Annotated in this window: 11 protein-coding genes; 5 read left to right on the top strand and 6 right to left on the bottom strand. The window is 58.4% G+C overall.

Annotated features, from left to right (window positions below; translation table 11 throughout):
* The first annotated feature begins 191 nt into the window (after positions 1–191).
* Positions 192–1,004, top strand: a complete 813-nt coding sequence (locus tag V2S86_RS14935; RefSeq protein WP_330763032.1) for an oxidoreductase — start codon at positions 192–194, stop codon at positions 1,002–1,004.
* 266 nt (positions 1,005–1,270) lie between these two features.
* Here the strand turns inward: V2S86_RS14935 and V2S86_RS14930 are convergent, their stop codons facing one another.
* Complete coding sequence (locus V2S86_RS14930) at positions 1,271–1,516, bottom strand: helix-turn-helix domain-containing protein (RefSeq protein WP_330763031.1); 246 nt, start codon at positions 1,514–1,516, stop codon at positions 1,271–1,273.
* A 57-nt stretch (positions 1,517–1,573) separates the two neighbouring features.
* Here V2S86_RS14930 and V2S86_RS25475 point away from each other — a divergent pair, with 57 nt between their 5' ends.
* The gene (locus V2S86_RS25475; RefSeq protein WP_442995981.1) at positions 1,574–1,678 is read left to right on the top strand and encodes a helix-turn-helix domain-containing protein; all 105 of its coding nucleotides are present in this window, start codon (positions 1,574–1,576) and stop codon (positions 1,676–1,678) included.
* A gap of 113 nt (positions 1,679–1,791) precedes the next feature.
* Here the strand turns inward: V2S86_RS25475 and V2S86_RS14925 are convergent, their stop codons facing one another.
* The 3 genes from V2S86_RS14925 to V2S86_RS14915 form a co-directional block, all read right to left on the bottom strand.
* Positions 1,792–2,331 (bottom strand): hypothetical protein, encoded by a 540-nt coding sequence (locus V2S86_RS14925; RefSeq protein WP_330763030.1) that lies wholly within the window; start codon positions 2,329–2,331, stop codon positions 1,792–1,794.
* A 373-nt stretch (positions 2,332–2,704) separates the two neighbouring features.
* The gene (gene cybB, locus V2S86_RS14920; RefSeq protein WP_081304059.1) at positions 2,705–3,229 is read right to left on the bottom strand and encodes a cytochrome b561; all 525 of its coding nucleotides are present in this window, start codon (positions 3,227–3,229) and stop codon (positions 2,705–2,707) included.
* 115 nt (positions 3,230–3,344) lie between these two features.
* Positions 3,345–4,943, bottom strand: a complete 1,599-nt coding sequence (locus V2S86_RS14915; protein WP_330763029.1) for an ABC transporter substrate-binding protein — start codon at positions 4,941–4,943, stop codon at positions 3,345–3,347.
* A gap of 340 nt (positions 4,944–5,283) precedes the next feature.
* On the opposite strand from V2S86_RS14915, the gene V2S86_RS14910 reads away from it, so the two are divergent.
* Positions 5,284–6,627, top strand: a complete 1,344-nt coding sequence (locus V2S86_RS14910; protein WP_330763028.1) for a condensation domain-containing protein — start codon at positions 5,284–5,286, stop codon at positions 6,625–6,627.
* A gap of 43 nt (positions 6,628–6,670) precedes the next feature.
* Here the strand turns inward: V2S86_RS14910 and V2S86_RS14905 are convergent, their stop codons facing one another.
* Together V2S86_RS14905 and V2S86_RS14900 are read right to left on the bottom strand one after the other, a co-directional pair.
* A complete protein-coding gene (locus V2S86_RS14905) occupies positions 6,671–9,763 on the bottom strand; it encodes an amino acid adenylation domain-containing protein (protein ID WP_330763027.1) in 3,093 nt (1,030 codons plus the stop codon).
* A 72-nt stretch (positions 9,764–9,835) separates the two neighbouring features.
* Positions 9,836–11,428 carry a condensation domain-containing protein gene (locus V2S86_RS14900; protein ID WP_330763026.1) on the bottom strand — a complete coding sequence of 531 codons (1,593 nt, stop codon included), beginning with the start codon at positions 11,426–11,428 and terminating at the stop codon, positions 9,836–9,838.
* Positions 11,429–11,931: 503 nt separating this feature from the next.
* On the opposite strand from V2S86_RS14900, the gene V2S86_RS14895 reads away from it, so the two are divergent.
* Positions 11,932–14,055, top strand: a complete 2,124-nt coding sequence (locus V2S86_RS14895) for a TonB-dependent receptor (RefSeq protein WP_330763025.1) — start codon at positions 11,932–11,934, stop codon at positions 14,053–14,055.
* A gap of 100 nt (positions 14,056–14,155) precedes the next feature.
* On the top strand, positions 14,156–17,080 hold the full coding sequence (locus tag V2S86_RS14890) for a condensation domain-containing protein (protein WP_330763024.1): 2,925 nt from the start codon (positions 14,156–14,158) through the stop codon (positions 17,078–17,080).
* Position 17,081 lies beyond the last annotated feature (1 nt).

Genomic DNA, 17,081 nt, shown 5'->3' with positions numbered 1-17,081 from the left:
CGCATTCCGTAACATCAGGAAATTCCAGGCATCACCCACAGATTCAAGGCCGCCGGCTGCGAAACATTCACCGTATTTTTTATGTTCGCTCATTTTTTTCATTTGTAACTATCTTTTTAGTAGTTACTTGGTATCATTTTGATAGTAACATTGCATTCATCGGCTATCCAGCCTCACTCTAGGGAAACCAAATGAATACGAGTAATCAAGGCATAGCTCTTGTTACGGGGGCGTCATCAGGTATCGGGTTAGTCACCGCAAAGTCATTGGCACAAAGTGGTTATCGCGTCTTTGGCACCAGTCGCAAGACGACTGCCAACACGGCCGGAATAACGATGTTGGTGTGCGACGTGACAGACGATGAGTCCGTGAAGAGCATGATAGAGGAAGTCATCGGGCAAGCGGGTCGTATCGACCTTGTTGTCAACAATGCAGGCGTGGGGCTGCTTGGCGGGGCAGAAGAATCTTCAATCGCACAGGTAGAACGACTTTTTGACGTGAATGTTTTGGGTGTTGTGCGCGTTATCAACGCGGTGCTGCCGATCATGCGTGAACAGAAAAGCGGAAGGATCATAAACATGAGTTCCATCCTTGGCCTGATACCTTCACCTTTCAATGCCTACTATGCCTCCACCAAACATGCAATTGAGGGCTATACGGAATCGTTAGACCATGAAGTGCGTCGATTCGGCATCCGGGCAGTGTTGGTGCAACCTGGCGTGACACGAACCGCATTCGAAGAAAACCTGACACGTGCCGATCAGCCAATGTCGGTGTATGCAGAAGATCGTGCACGGAGTGAGGGTCTCATGCGCAAATGGGTGGAAACAGGAGATGACCCGCAGGTCGTCGCCGACACGGTGATCAAGGCCGCGACAGCTTCCAAGCCCAGCTTACGCTATTCAGCGGGTAAGCAGTCCAGTCAGGTACGCGCGTTGCGCCGCTATCTGCCGGGCTCCGTGTTTGACAAGATAATGCGTAAATTTAATGAGTTCACGGTTTGAAACTGTAAATTATTAAATTGTGGATCCGTAACCTACTAAGGGCCGGTGTACGAATTTAGTATCCGCACGCCAGGGGGACGGTCCGCTTATCCGCTCGTAGCCGCCGAAGTCTTGCGGATGATTTAACTATAGGGCAGGATCGTCTACCGATACAGGAACACTCCAACGACTCGGAAGTACCTAATTTACTCGTGGCGTTTGATACGCATTAATATTGGATCTATTTACACATTCGTAATGCGAAGGTCGTAGGTTCGATTTCGTTATTACAATGAATGAACCCGCCCACCAATCATTCCCAGCACAGCTCCAGCATCCACCCCAAGCAGCCGTGCCATCACAGCAAATTCAACCACATCCAGCTTGCGCTCGCCGTTCTCAACCTTGGCGATAAACGACTGCGGGCGGCCCAGCGCTTCGGCCAGCTTGGCCTGAGTTATGCCTTTTTCTATACGAGCATCCCGAAGTATTTTTATAACTAATTGATACTCGGTTGAATAAACTGAAGTCATGGCGTTTTCCGCGAGTGATATCCCAAAATCGAATATCTGCCATTATTCCAAAATGGGATGGTAGGCGCATCAGATAACAAGCAGATAGCCGAAGCTTTGGATCTGCCTCCTGCGGAGATATGGCCTTCAAGATACTCTGAACCTGTGTATAAGGATGAGTAGGGCGGTCATTCTGCATGAGAATTCGGTACTATTTAACTTAACGCGGACGAAAACAGCAGATGAAAATATGGGGGTAGGGCAGTTAACTATCCACAGCCCCCATTATTATTACGCTATTGCTTAACCACAAGATGGCTGCGTTGCTCTTCGCTCATTGCCTGATTGGAACTGGAAATTACGCAGTTATATTTCTCATCTTTATTAATGATCATAAAGGTGCTGACCGGGTTTTTATAGTCTTTGTCGACAGTGAAGTAAACATAATCCTGTGGCAAAGAGCTCGGTTTGAATGCACCAAACGCATAAACACCCGCCATGCCTAACGGGGATAAATCAACCGTAAGTTCTAGCGGCTGCAAGGTATTCGGTGAGGGCAACATGGACTTTGCGGACATCATTAACGAAGCGGTGTCGATGGTGTATTCGCTGCTCACTTTCATCCCGACATATTTGGATTCGGGTGTCGAAAGCTGTTTCATACAGGCGGCATCGTGCTGGGGCGCGGGGCTGCCATTTTCTTGCACGGCGTGCACATGTTCCAACGTCACCTGCGCTTTGCCGGTCATAGGTTTTACGCTGTCTTCCGCTTGCGCCATACCGGAAAAAACGAGGGCCGCAACCGTGGGTAGAATAATGCCAGTCATTATTTTCATTACTTTTCTCCAGCCTTTATGAATGGGAAATCCATATTGAATTTCCCGTGTGTGTAGTCGATTAAATTTAATTACTGAAATCATGGACAGCACTGAATCGCCTTGTATGAACACATGGCATAACATCGCTGCCCAGAAAAATAACTGGCGTTTTTAAGATGGGGGCATAAATTTTAAATAAACTGGATTATGATTGTTGTTATTAACTTTCGGGAATATGAACTGTATGGATAACCTTAGTCAATATCCGGGATAGATACAACTCGATGGGTGAAATTTTTATTTTATCGAAGTTATAGTGGAATTAATAAGCCAGTAGATTATTTCCATTGGCTTATATATACATGCTTATTATTATCTTGTTACCCCTGGGTTAACGCTTTTTAAATAGCGGCAGCATTCTCACCAAAGTATTGTCCTTAAAGGCATAATGATGAATCAGCGCTGCAGCGGCGTGCAAGCCAATCAGCCAATAGCCGAAAGCGGCCAGCGTCTTGTGCCAGCCGATAATCGTCCGCGCCTGCGGCCGGTCGGCAATCTCGGCAAACGGCATCGGCAGGCCAAACAAAAACCACTCCTTGCCGCCCAGATAGCGGGAATAGACGCCCAGAACCGGCAGCGTCAGCAGCAGCAGGTAAATCAGGGTATGCACCAGATGCGCCGCGCCGGTTTGCCATTTTGGCGGCATCGGGCTGATGGCGGGGGAGGCGTGACGCCAGCGCAGGATCAGGCGGGCGATCATCAAGACGAAAACCGTCACCCCGCAGCTGAAGTGGGTGACCACCAGCAGATACCACAGCGGCGTGCCCGGTTCGGCAAAGCCTCTCAGCTCAATCGTGGTGCAGGTGATGACCAACAGGATAGCGACCAGCCAGTGCAGACGGATCTGCATCGGCATAAATGTTTTCTGCACTGGATTTGCCTTGTTTACCTGAGATCCGATAGGCGTTGAGGGTAACGAAATGTCACAGGAGAGGAAAGCGCCGGGTTTGAATTTATCCCGGCGCTTCGTTTTAATTCACTTTCGCCTTGGCGAAATCACTGCCGTTCACGTCAACCACATAACCGCTGACGTTGCTGCGGGTGGCGTAGAACACCTTGCCGTTAGCCAGCGGCAGCAGCGGGGCCTGTTCGGCAAAAATCACCTGCGCCTGCTGATAAAGCTTGGCGCGTTCTGCCGGGGCGCTCACCTGAATCGCCTTTTGGATCAACCGATCGTAGCCCTTGTCGCACCAGCGGGCGATGTTGGCACCGGTTTGTACGCCGGCGCAGCCGAGCAACGTGGCGAAATTGTCCGGGTCGCCGTTATCCGACATCCAGCCATACAGCGCGCTCTGCTGTTCCCCTTTGCGCAGCCCGGCCAGGTACTGGCCCCATTCCCAGGTGACGATTTTGGCCTTCACGCCCACTTTCGCCCAGTCGCTCTGGATCATCTCGGCAATGCGCCGCGAATTAGGGTTGTATGGCCGCGCCACCGGCATCGACCAGATGTCGGTTTCAAAGCCTTTTTCCAGCCCGGCCTGTTTCAGCAGATCACGGGCCTTCTGCGGATCGTAGGCATAGTCTTGCAGTTTCGGATTGTAGCCGAGCATCGCCGGTGGCAGCACCGAATTGGCCGTTGTACCGCTGTCTTTGAACACCGCCGCGACAATCGCCTTCTTGTCCACCGCATAGCTCAGCGCCTGGCGAACCAGCACATTATCAAAAGGTTTCTTCTGGGTGTTGAACGCCAGGTAGCCGACGTTCAGGCCGTTGATATTGTGCAGTTGCAGGTTTTTGTCGCTCTTGATGGCGTCGAACTGCTCCGGCAGCGGGGCGGGAATGATCTGGCACTCATTGGTTTTCAGCTTGGCCACCCGGGTCTGCGCATCCGGCGTGATGGAGAAGATCAGGTGTTTGCTGGCTACCTCGCCTTGCCAATAGTGAGGATTGGCCACGTAACGGATCAGCGAGTCTTGCTTGTACTGCTGCAGCGCGAACGGACCGGTGCCGATAGGCCAGTTATCCACGTACTCCGGCGTGCCTTTCTTCAGCATGGCGTCGGCGTATTCTGCGGAAAGCATCGAGGCGAAATCCATCGTCCAGTCAGCCAAAAACGCGGCGTTGGGCTGGCTCAACGTAAAGCGCACGTGGTCGTTATCCACCGCTTCGACGTTGGTAATCAGCTTATCCAGCCCGGTGTCGGTAAAGTACTCGTAGTTACCACCGGACACCTTGTGGTACGGATGATTGGCGTCTTTTTGGCGCATGACGGTGAACACCACGTCCTCGGCGTTGAAGTCGCGCGTCGGCGTGAAGTATTTGTTGCTGTTGAATTTCACGCCCTTGCGCAGCGTAAAGGTGTAGGTTTTGCCATCCGGGCTGATGGTCCACTCGGTGGCCAGCGAGGGGGCAGGGGTTTTATCACTTTCGCGCAGCGTCAGCAGGCGGTTATACAGCACCTGCGAGGTGGCGATAAAAGTCGGCCCGGAGCTGGCGAGCTGCGGATTGAAAGACTCCGGCGAGGCGACCGTGCAATAGACCAGCGTATCGGAAGCCGCCAGCGCGCTGCCCGCCGCCAACAGGCTGGTTCCCGCCAATAGCAGGCCTGCAGTTGTTTGTTTTAAAAGCATAAAAGTGGTAGCTCCCTCAGGTTGATGGGGGACACTGCCGCCGCAGTGGCATTTAGGCAGCCCCCGGCTTAACTATAATGAGGCTTTGCGGATCTGGGAACGGGTGGTAGCGGATTCCTTTCCGGTTATTACGCTGATCGCCCACATTCCCACCGTCGTCGGCAAACGTTTTTTACCTCGATAGCCTCCTTACCCGACGCGCATTAACCTGTTGCCCTATATTTATGAAAATGATAATAAGTGTTATTATCATTTTCATTTGTAACTGTATTGAAACACTTTCAGCGCGTTGCGGCTGCCGTCTTTCTGGTATCCACGTCGCATATCAAAGGTAGGTAACATGTCGGAAACCCTTTTGGCTACGGAATGGCTGCCGCTGTCGCCGGCACAGTTAGACTTCTGGGAGGAGTTTATCTTGCACCCCGGGCAGCCTTTTTCCACCGTCGCTCACGTTACGGAATTGCGCGGAGCGGTGGATGAGGCGGCGTTGTGTCGGGCGATAACCTTCACTGTCGCGGAAACGCAGGCGTTTGCGCTACGGTTTGATACCCGCAGAGGAGATCGGTGGCCGATGCAGCGCTACGATCCCGAACGGGTCCCGCGCCTGAAGCGTATTGATTTGCAGGAATATCCAGACCCTTATCAGGCCGCGATGCGGTTGATGCAGGCCGATGCCGCGCAGCCGATGGATCTGCATACTCAACCGATGGCGGCCGTGTGGCTGCTCACTTTGGGGCCGGCGCGCTATATCTGGTACCTGCGTGCTCACCATATCATTATCGATGGTTACGGCATGGCGCTGGTCGAGCATCGCTGCGCTACGTTGTACGCACATTTTCTCGGCAAGGGCACGGCGGGACAAGCATTGGGCGCGTTCAGCGCCTTCCAGCAGCATGAGTTGGCCTACGGGTCTTCCGAACGCTGCGACAAGGATCGCCGGTTCTGGCAGCGTTATTTACCGCTGTCGCAGGTGCTGCCGACGGTGCGTAAAGGCGGCCGGGAATATGGCGTGAAATGCCTGAGCACCAGTACTCCGCTGCCGGAGGATATTTCACGGCGGCTGCGTCTGTTGTCCGAACGCTGCGGCATCGGCTGGCCCGATCTGCTGCTGGCTCTGTCCGCGGCCTGGCTGTTTTTTACGTTGCCGCCTTTACCGCATGATAAGGGGAATACGCGCACTCTGTGGATGCCGGCGATGAATCGTCGCAGCAGCAAAGCGACCAATACGCCGGCTTTGGCGGTCAATACGCTGCCGTTTTTGGTTTCACTGCATGCGGAAGAGACGCTGGGGCATTTCCTGTCCGGCGTGACGCAGACGTTGCGTGAATTGCGCAGCCACGCCGGTTATCGCCTGCGGCAGATGGCTACCGATCGCGGCGTGACGCCCGTCTCTCGTTTGTTTATTTCCCCGTTTATCAACGTTCAGCCGTTTGATCCGGCCGGTTTCAGCGGCTGCGCCAGTACGCGCCGGGTGCTGGCAGGCGGTGCCGGCGACGGGATTAATCTGATCTTCCGCGGCGGCACTGACGCCGGCGATCTGCATTTGGATATTGATGTCTTTGTGCAGCAGTTCCCCGCAGCTGGCGCGGCCGGCTACGGTAGCGCCCTGCAGGGCTTTTTGCAGCGCGCTTTACGGGAAGAGGCGTTGGAGAGGGCGATCGGCGAGCTGGTGGTGCCCGCCTGAAGAAAGCGGGCAGGGTATGACCCTGCCCATAGGGGAATGGCGCTTAGCGCGCCAGCAGCGCTGCGACCTCGCGCGCATTTTTGCAGGGGATCAGCACCGTTGGCGGCAGCTGGGTACCAAAGGCGTCGTTAAGCTGTGCGGCCACCTGGCGAATGTGCGGCAGTTTCAGCCCCATGGCGATAAAGGCCGTTTCTTCCCCCCACTCAGGACGCGGCGCCGCGCCGATGGCCTGCAGATAGATGGCCAGAATTTTGCCGCTCTGCGCCGGCGGTGCGCTCGGCAACGGTGCCGCACAGGCGTTCAACCCGGGAGCCGCCCGCCCGGCACCGAGCGCGGTGCGGATCGCGTGACGGTCGGTTTTGCCATTGCCGGAGAGCGGCAGCGCTTCGGCGTGGATAAAGCGCGTCGGGATATGAGTACAAGGCAGATAGCCGGTCGAAAAGGCGCGAATCTCGGCCAGCGACAGCGGCTTGCCGTCGTGGGTAAGGTACATCGCGCCCAGCGTCGATTCGGCATTTTCCCCGCTCGGATAATCCACTACCACGATGTCCAGAATGGCTTCATGCCCACGCAGCACGTCTTCAATCTCCGGCAGTGACACGCGCACGCCGCGGATTTTCACATAGCCGTTCACCCGGCTGGCGAACAGGATATTGCCGTCCGGGCGATAGTAGCCCTGATCGCCGGTGCGGAAGGCCCGCAGCGGTTGCCCGTCGGGGCCATCCAGTTGGACGAAGTCATGTTGCTTCACTTCGCCGTCTTCCAGATAACCTAACGCCAGATTCACCCCCGCCGTATGAATGCGGCCCACCACGCCGGCCGGGCAGTGCGTGCCGTCGTCGTGGCAAATAAAGTATTGGTTGCCCGGCAATGGCCGGCCGTAGGGCACGGTGCCGGTGTCCTGCGCTGCAATCGGGTGCCAGATGCTCCAGATGGTGGTTTCCGTCGGGCCGCCGAGTGAGAACAGGCAAATGTCCGGGCGCAGGCTACGCAACGTCTGTACCGTCGCCGGTTTGATGTAATCGCCACCCTGAGCCACCAGCCGCAGCGAGCGCAGGCTGTCGGCCGTTTTGCAGGTGAGCAGCATTTCCAGGATGGCAGGCACGGAACACCACAGGCTGACGCGGTGGCGCTCCACCAGCTGGTTCCAACTGATGGCGTCTTTTTCCTGATGCGGCGCGGGCAAAACCAGCGTCGCGCCGGCGCTGAGCGAGCCGAACAGGTCAAACATCGACATATCGTGGTGCGGCGGCGTCACGGAGATAAACACATCATCGGCGGTGACCGCCCAGCGTTGCAGCGTCTGACCAACCACGTTGGCGGTGGCGCGGTTGTTGAGCACCACGCATTTGGGTTTGCCGGTGGTGCCGGAGGTATACAGGTAATAGCTTGCTTCGGTGCTTGCGCTGCGTTCCGTCAGCGTCTGGTCACCCGGCAGTTCAGGCGTGCCCGCGGCCGGATCGAGCAACGCTGTCGGCGTCACCCCGTGCGGGGTATCCAGCTCGCCCTGATGCACCACCAGATCCGGCCGGCAGTTGCTCAGCAGATAGGCGGTGCGTTCCGGCGGTGAGTTGATGTCGATCGGTACCCAGATAATCCCCAGCAGCGCACAGGCCAGGGAGACCGTCACCTGTTCCGGGCTGCGCGCCAGATACAGCGCCAGCACGCTGCCGCGCCCCAGATTGCGCCGTTGCAGGTTGGCGATCACGGCCCCGACCTGGCGACCCAACTCAGGGTAAGACAGGGTCTGCTCATCGCAGATCAGCGCCGGTCGCGGCTGTGGATCGGTGAACAACCGTTCGGCCAACTGCGCCAGGTAGGGATAAGCGGTGAATGCCGTTTCGCCGTGGTTATGGCGATAGTGTCGATAATCGATAAAACGCGCCGGGGGGATCTCCAGATCGCCGTCCTGGCACATTTGCACCACGCGGCGTTGCAGGGCGTCCAGCATTGCCTGCACCTGTTCGCCGTCCAGTGCCTGTTCGGCGTAATCGACGCACAGGTGCAGATTTTTGTCGGCGTCCTGCGTCAAACGGATGTCGATCGCGACCTGCGGCGTCTGGGTCAGGCCGTCGTGGTAGCGTACCGGTGCGCCGGCCGGCAGCGTCTCCCAGCTCAGGCAGTTGGTGAGAATGACCGGCAGCGCCGGGGCGCCCTGGCTGCGGTTCAGCAGCTGCCGCGCCAGATCGACGCCGGAAAACGTCAGGTGGTCGAGCGCGCCCAGTATGTCGTCTTGCAGTGCCTGCGCACGGCTGACAAAGGTACCGCCCTCGCGCGAATAACGCACGGCCACAAAGCTAGAGGCGTTGCCGAGCGAGCCGCCTGCCGCAGGAAACGCCACCGGCACGCCCACGCACAACTCGCCGTCGGTGGTCCACTGCGCCAGCGTATCGAGGATCACCGCCGAAAGGGCGCTGTTGCGCAGCAGCGAATGGGCAGAGCCCAGGCGTGAGAAGGCTTTTAGCACGTCGCGCGGCAGGGCCAGGCTGGCGCGCCGGTAGCGAGAGCTTTTGATGTTGGCCAGCGGGGCGCGCCACGGCAACGCCGACGGCGTGGTGACGTCCTGCAGTTTGGTCTGCCAATAGGCGGCGTCGGCCTGGCGTTGTTCTGCTGGGGCGGCAGCCGGCGGGTTGACCGGTACGATTGGCGGCAACGGCGCGTCATCGAACAGCCGGGCAATCAGGGTGGCGATGCCCTGGCCATCGAGGATCAGCGCGTCGAAGCTGGTGAAAATCAGGGTGTCGTAGCGCCCGCTGGCGTCCTGCATCTCCGGCAGTTGAATGGCGGCAATGCGCCACAGCGGCTGCGCGGGATCGTGGCGCTGGTGCGAATATTGATCGCGCAGGGTGGCCAGCCGTTGCTGCGCTGCATCCTGGCCCAGCGAACGCAGGTCATGCCGATCCAGGTTCAGCGTGGTTTCCGGCCGTACGCGCTGGGTGAAGCGTTGGGGATCGAGGCAGGTACGCAGCGCGGGATAGTGTTGCACCAGTTCGGCCAGCCGGTTTTCCAGCCGTACCAGATCCAGCCGCTGGCCGCGGTATTCGCGGAAATCGTGCATCGCCACGCCGCCGAGCGGCCACTGTTCGCTGCGGCCGAGGAGGTAAGCCCGCTGCAGCGCGGTTAATGGTGTCTCCATGGTATTTCCCTATTGTCGCTAACCGATGAAAAAGAATGCAGGGTGCGTAAGGCTACGCGCCCGAAACCGATATCAGGCCTGAGGCGCCAGCACCTTCAGCAGCATCTGCGCACCTTCGGCGGCGTTGAGGTCACGCTCGCAGATCAACGCGGCCAGCGTGGCCGGAGTGGGGTGGGCCGCGAGATCTTGCGGGGTCAAGGCGACCGGCAGGTATTTATTGAGCACCCCGAGCAGGGCGAACAACGCGGCTTCCGGCACTGGCAGGGCGGTGATGTCGTCACCGTCGCGCAGCCTGACACCCGGCGCTACGCGCGCCAACAACCGGTGCAGCAGCTGGCGTACCGGGGCCTGGGTTTCCGGTAAGCACTGTGACAGCAACTGCGCCAATGGCCGCCTGAAACTGTCGGGGTGGCGCGCCGCCTGCTGCAACAGAGCGCTGTAGGTGGCAAACAGCTGCTGCGGCAACCGGTCCGGGAAGGCATCCAGCCGCAGATCCCAGTTGATCAAAATACCGCCGTTGGCGTGCGCCACCTGGGCGTCCAGCGCGACCTGCGGGCCCTGGGAAATCACCCAGTCCAGCGGGCCGAAGGTACGGGTGACCTGGTCGGAAAACAGCGCTTTGCCACGGATGCCGAAACCGGCGGTGAACACCACCGGCGAAGGTTGCATGCTGCCGTGCAGGCGCGACAGGTCACGCATCACGCTCACGCCCGGGTAGTCGGCATGGGCGAGCAATTCCGCCAGGTGATCCATCAGGCGGCGGCAGAAGGCAGGCAAATTTTCCGCCGGATTAAGTTCCACGCCGAGCAGCACCAAATTGGAGAAGTCGCCAATGATGCCCTCTACGCCTTCCGCGTCCCGATGGAATAGCGGCACGTTGAGCCGGAAGCGTCGCAGGTTCCAACCGTGGCCGACGGTAACGGCAAACAGCGCCAGAAACAGGGAGGAAAGCGTGACGCGGTGCGCTTTGGCGGCATCGGCCAGCGCTTGAGCCTCTGTTGCGCTCAGTTGAAGCGCCAGTCGATCGCTCTGGCAGCGTTCCGGTGCGCGCAGCAGGTGGGGCGCAGGTGGCAGCTGCGCCAGGCGTTCGCGCCACCAGGCCTGAGCGCGGGCCCGCCGCTGCTGCAACTCCGCGTCGGCTTGGTGCCGATCCAGATAGTCAAAATAGGGCACGCCGTCGTTGTCTGGGGCGGCCGGGCAGTGGTGATAAAAACGCGCCAGATCTTCCATCAATACGCGAAACCCCATGGCATCGCCGGCGATCATGTCCAAATCCACATGCAGTCGGCTGTGGCCTTCCGGCAGCAGGCTGAGGCTGATATCACAGGGAATGCCCTGTTCCAACGGTAGCTTTTGACTGCTTTTTTGCCGGCGTTTGGCGCTCAGCGCGTTGGCTGCCTCGGGGGCGCCAGTGTGGCGGAAGTCGTCGATATGCAGGCAATGGTGCGGACCACAGGCATCAATGGTCTGTTGACCGTCCGGCGTGATGCGCAGGCGCAGCATCGGGTGGTGCAAATAAAGGGCGGTCACGGCCTGTCTCAGTCGTTCGACATCCAGGTCGCAGCCGTTAAATTCCGCATACAGGTGGGCGGAGACGCCCCCCAGCGGCGCTTCGGATTGCCGGCCCACCCAGTAGGCAGCCTGCATCGTGGTCAACGCTTTCATTGGGTTTCCATCAGTATTTAGAGACGGGAAGAATATATGTCAATGTTAATGGGAATGAAAATTATTACTATTTTTATTTGTTATTGTAAAACGAACTCGTCATTAAGGTCAGGGCAAATACCGTCCCTGAAAGGCAAATGGGGTATTTTGATATAATTATGTTTTGTATTAATTTTTAAAGAAATTATTGCGATTTTAAATGACAGAAAAAACGTTTTTTTGTTCATCCCTCCAGTTTCTGTTTGAGCATGCCCACCCTCCTTATTGATAATGATTTGCATTAAAATATGTAAAATATTATCATTATTAACATTTCTTTACGTTTCCAGACAAAAATACTGCATCCGCCCGCTGTGCGCCTGGGGGGAGGCCGTCTGCTACAGGGATAGGCAATAGCAAGGCCAGGAAGGCTGCAATGCCAGTGTTAGTGTGAGTGTCAACGTCGTTACCTATGTGAAAACAATCAAATTTTTGTGCATCTGGGATGAAAGGAGAATACATCTATGAGCAAGCATTCAGCGGCTCAAAGGCATAAAATCGTAGGAAACAAGGGAAAAGCAGGCTTACGGGCCATGGGGGCATTTTCCTCACTCTTTTTAGGGCTTTGTTCTGTGTCTGTGGGTAACGTTAACGCAGCAGTGTCGGACGATAAGGTGCAGGAAGCCGCCGACGGCAAACGTAAAGATAATTGGCAGGACTCTGAAAGTCTGCTGGTTACCGGCGAAAAAATTAAACGCACCATTTTCGATACCGGCTCCAGCGTGCAAGTGTTCGACAGCGAACGGATTTCTGCCATGCCGAATGCGTTGCAGGTCACCGATTTGCTGCGTATGACCCCCAACGTGGTCGATTTGGGTATTGGCAACAATTTGCCGACCGTGCGCGGCATCGACGGCTCCGGCCCGAACGTCGGCGCCAATGCTTTCCTCAGCGGCACCCGCCCGCGCCTCAATCTGTCAATGGACGGCCGCTCTCTGACCTATAACGAGCAGGCATTTGGTCCGCAGTCGCTGTGGGATCTGGATCGCGTTGAAGTGTTCCTCGGCCCGCAGAGCTACATTCAGGGGCGCAACGCCATTGCCGGTGCCATCGTGATGACCAGTAAGGATCCGACTTTCGACTGGGAAAGTGCCTTCAAGGGCGGAGCCGGCAACCAGCATTCTTCACAGCTGTCCGCCATGGCCTCCGGCCCGCTGGTGGAAGACCAACTGGCGTTCCGCGTCAGCGTCGATCGCCAGCGTCGTCGCAGCGATGTCGACCTTCCCGCCTATGAACCGGTCGGCGATCCTCGTGAGGTTGAAGCCACTACCGCTCGCGCCAAACTGTTGTTTAACCCGGCAGGTATGCGCGAGTTGACCACCAAGCTGACCTTTAACCATTTTGGCAGCACCTCACCGCAAAACGAGAGCCTTAACCCGCTGGTTCACCCGACCAACCCGCGGCACGATCCGCGTCGTGCGGTGTTTAAAAGCAACACCAACAGCAGTGTCTGGGATCTGGCCTGGGAGCAATCCGACAGCCTGACGCTGGAAAACCGCGTTATTTACACCGACTTCAACATTAACCGTCCTACGGCCTACAACATTCAGTATGCAGAAATCGACGGTAAAGAGGTGCATGTGGAGCCGGTGGCGCGCTTTGGCGGGCCAGACAGCCGCCTGCGCGGGTTGGCGGGGTTGCGGTATTTCCACGCCAAGCAGGATGAGTTCGTTAATATTTTCGGCGGTTCCAGCTTCAAGGATAAAACCGACACCAACTCGGCCTTTGCCGAGCTGACTTACGCCATCACGCCGCAGGTGGATATCACCGCCGCCAGCCGCGTGGAACGTGAACATCGCCGGCGCAACGGTGGCAGCAATGCCGTGCGTATCGATTTCGACGAAACCTACGACGTGTTCCTGCCGAAGCTGGATCTGGCCTGGAAACCGACGGACACCCAGACCTACGGTGCCAAAGTGGCGCGCGGTTATAACGCCGGCGGCGCCGGCATCACTATCGGCACGCCGGTGGTCAGCTACACCTACGGCTCCGAATATGTCTGGAACTATGAGCTGTATTCCCGCCATCACCTGAAAGACGCCAACGTCATCCTGACCAGCAATATTTTCTACAACGACTACAAGGACATGCAGCTGCCTTACTCGTTGAGTGAGAACTCCAGCGTGATCCGCAATGCCGACAAGGTGGAAACCTACGGTGCGGAAATGGGGGCGACCTGGCAGCCGCGTTGGGACTTCGAGCTGTTCGGTAATGTCGGCCTGCTGAAGACCAAGATCAAGAAGTTCTCGGGCAGCGGCGTCGATGGGCACGAGCTGGCGCGTGCGCCGGCGTATACCGCCAACATGGGTGCTAAGTATCAGTTGATGGCCGGTTTGGAACTGAGCGGCAACGTGGCGTTCTCGGACTCCTACTACTCGCAGTACGACAACGACTCACGCGGGCGCATCGGCTCTTACTGGTCGGCGAATACCCAACTGGCGTACACCTTCGCCTATGGCCGCGCCACCTTGTATGCGCAGAACCTGTTTGACTCGGAACGTCGCGTCATGGTCAGCGGCAACGACGTTTATACCGCGACCCAGCAGCGTCCGCGCATGATCGGCGCCGCATTGGAACTGACATTCTGATAACGGGCTTTGTCAGTTGCCTGTGGGGCGTGCAAACGCCCCTTTTCGTGACAAGCGTTCCCCGACGTTCCGGTACGACCGGACACAAGGAGATAGAGCAGTGAGCGGTTATTTTGACAATATTCTGAGCGACGACGAGGCCCAGCGTCTGGATCTGGCGTTCAAGACGCTGGGCGAGCGGGCGGTGGATGCCTCGCAGCCTTTGAGTGAGGCGGAAGAGCTGGCGTGGTTCACCCACCAGCAGCGGGGAGACGGCAGCTGCCAACAGGCGATGGCGTGGCGGTTGGGCGGTGAGCCGGATATCGGCAGGTTGGTCAGTGCGCTGGAGGCCCTTACGCGGCAGATGCCGGAGCTGGACGTCCGCTATGATTTCGATGACGAACTGGGTTTGCGCAAGCTGCGCGGCAATGCGCCGCTGAACCCGGTGAGCATTCAACCGGTGACAAGTGAAGAACAGGCGGTCAGCCGTTTGTTGCAGGCGCAGGCCACACCGCTTGAGCTGGCGCGGGAAGCGCCGCTGCGCTTTTTGGTGTTCACGGGCGCAAACGCCGTGCTGGGCGTGGTTGCGCACGATATTTTGGCTGAAACGCTGTCATGCCGGCACTTATTGACCCGCCTGTCGGCGCTGTATAATCGGCAGGAGCCGGCATCGATATATGCCGATCTGCCGCCGGTGGGGGTAAATGCGCGATTACCGGAAAGTACCGATCTGGTGCTGCCGTGGCCGCGCCATGCGGCGGCGCTGCGGGATTATCGTCCGGCCGTGCAGCAGGAGGGCATTCTGGCGCAGGCCGGTGTTCGCATTGCGGCCCGCGTTGCGCGCAGGATATTACCCGCCGCCGAAAACCCGGCGCAGTTGCTGGCGGCGGTCGCCGTTCGTTTCGCCGGCTTTATCTCCGCTCAGGCCGGCGGGCAGCCGCTGCAACTGTGCGTGCCGCAGGGGGATGCGCAAGAGGCTATCGGCCTGGAAAGCTGGACGGACACCGCCCGCTTGAAGCGCCTGACTTTACAACACCATGACCCTGAGCCATTGAACAGGCTGTTGGCGCAACAAACGGCGGAAGAGCCGAACCCCGCCCTGGCCCAACTGCGGGTGACCTGGCTGGCGGATCCGTCGGTGGCTTTGCAGCTCGATGGCGTGAGCGCCGTGCGCCTGTTGTTGCCGCCGCTGCATACCCCCTTTGAACTGGTGCTGGCACTCAGCCTGCCGGATCCCGACTCCGTGCTGCTGGAGCTGGTCGCAGACCCAAGATTAACCCCGCATGCCGCGCCTTTCCTGCTGGAACAGTTTGTCGCTTCCCTTGCCGGGCAGAGGATAACGGCAGCGCCGCTTCCCGCCAGTGAATGGCCTATGGCGTCGGACGATGGCGGTACGGCGGTGGACGACGGGGTCGATGAAGAGATCGCGCAGCTGATTTTGGCGGAGTTCCGCGACGCGCTGGCTGCGCCGGAGATGACCCTCGATGAAGATTTCTTCGATCGTGGCGGGCACTCGCTGGTGGCGACCCGCGTTATCGGTCGGTTGCTTAGCCTGCACCGCATCGAGCTTAACATTAACGATCTGTTCAGCCACGCCACCGCCCGCGGGCTGTCGGTTTACGCGAAACGGCAGGCGGCTGCGGCCCCGGTGGCGGAGCGGGTCACGCCGGATCGGGGCGAAGCGATACAGGCGCCGCTGTCACTGGCGCAGCACTCTTTGTGGAAAGTTTACGAAGCCTTTGGTCACGACGAAATCTTCAACCTGCCGTTCGCCATCAGCTTCCTCGACCCTGTGGATGAAGAGGCATTGCGCCAGGCGTTTATTGACGTGATGGTTCGTCACAGCGTATTGCGCTCGCTGTTTATCGAGCAACAAGGCGAGGTGCGCCAGCAGGTGGTGCCGGTCCTTGAGCTGCCGGACTATGCCTGGTTCCGCTTCTCCCATGAAACCCCGCCCGGCGACGCGAGCGAAATGCTGGCCAAAGCCGGTGAACACCGCTTTAATCTGGCCGCCGAGCTGCCGCTGCGCGCCACCTTCCTGCGCGACGCGGCAACGGGCCGGCAGTTGCTCTCGCTGCTGTTCCACCATGTGGTGCTGGACGAGTGGTCGCTGAACCTGATGATGGAAGAACTGGGCATTGCCTACCGCTATCGCGTGGCGGGGCAGTCGCCGATGTGGAAAACCGAGGTGCCGCAGTTTTATGCCTTCGCCCGGCAGCAACAGGCGAGCGGCGTCAGGCAAAAGCACCTGGATTACTGGCTCGATAACCTGCGCGATGCACCGGTCGGCCAACCTGTGTTCCAGCAGGAGCCTTCACACCATCCTGCGGTACCGGCAGAGGCCGATGTCAACGGCGGGTGGCTGGAGTTCGACGTCGATCCGGCGGTGGCGGATGGGCTGTTCGCGCAGGCCAGAAAGAACAACGCTTCGCTGTTCAACGTGGTCTACGCCGGCATTACTACCGCCCTGCGCCTGCTTGGCGGCCCGGCGGACCTGCTGGTAGGCACCTCTACCTCCGGCCGTAACGACGCCGAATTCTTCGACACCGTCGGCTACTTCACCACCGTGGTCGTGCACCGGGTGCGTTTCGCTGACTCGCTGACGCTGGCGGGGCTGATCGACCAGGTCAAAAACACCATCAACGGCTCGATGCCCTACACCGATATCCCGATCGATCTGGTGGAGGAGGGGCTGTTTGGCGCGCACGCCGATCGCAAGAATCACATGTTCGAAGTGTTCATTCAGATCCACAGCCGCATCAAGCTGAACGGGGAATTCACTCTGCAAGACGGCAGTACGGTGGCGTACCGCCAGGTAGAGCCGGAAAAAACCGAATCGCTGCTTGGCCTGCAGTTTGAGGTGATGGAGGAAAACCTCGACGGCGTGAAATCCCTGCGCGTGATGATGACCTACCGCACCGATCACTACACCGCTCAACAGGCGGAACTGATCGCCGGTACCATTCGGCACGTGTTCTCACATTTTGCGCAGCACGCCGGCGGGGACATCCCGCTGTCGGCCCTGTCGCCGGCGCCGCAGGAATGAC

The organism is Serratia sp. C2(1) (assembly GCF_036352655.1).
Lineage (GTDB): Bacteria > Pseudomonadota > Gammaproteobacteria > Enterobacterales > Enterobacteriaceae > Serratia > Serratia inhibens.
Note: the sequence above shows the minus strand (reverse complement) of the source record. Positions and strands in the feature narration are given on the sequence as shown.

Coding starts and splice junctions, on each gene's coding strand:
- V2S86_RS14900 (WP_330763026.1), bottom strand. CDS start 11,428: ATGAAAGCGTTGACCACGATGCAGGCTGCCTACTGGGTGGGCCGGCAA.
- cybB (WP_081304059.1), bottom strand. CDS start 3,229: ATGCCGATGCAGATCCGTCTGCACTGGCTGGTCGCTATCCTGTTGGTC.
- V2S86_RS14895 (WP_330763025.1), top strand. CDS start 11,932: ATGAGCAAGCATTCAGCGGCTCAAAGGCATAAAATCGTAGGAAACAAG.
- V2S86_RS25475 (WP_442995981.1), top strand. CDS start 1,574: ATGGTAGGCGCATCAGATAACAAGCAGATAGCCGAAGCTTTGGATCTG.
- V2S86_RS14915 (WP_330763029.1), bottom strand. CDS start 4,943: ATGCTTTTAAAACAAACAACTGCAGGCCTGCTATTGGCGGGAACCAGC.
- V2S86_RS14935 (WP_330763032.1), top strand. CDS start 192: ATGAATACGAGTAATCAAGGCATAGCTCTTGTTACGGGGGCGTCATCA.
- V2S86_RS14905 (WP_330763027.1), bottom strand. CDS start 9,763: ATGGAGACACCATTAACCGCGCTGCAGCGGGCTTACCTCCTCGGCCGC.
- V2S86_RS14930 (WP_330763031.1), bottom strand. CDS start 1,516: ATGACTTCAGTTTATTCAACCGAGTATCAATTAGTTATAAAAATACTT.
- V2S86_RS14925 (WP_330763030.1), bottom strand. CDS start 2,331: ATGAAAATAATGACTGGCATTATTCTACCCACGGTTGCGGCCCTCGTT.
- V2S86_RS14910 (WP_330763028.1), top strand. CDS start 5,284: ATGTCGGAAACCCTTTTGGCTACGGAATGGCTGCCGCTGTCGCCGGCA.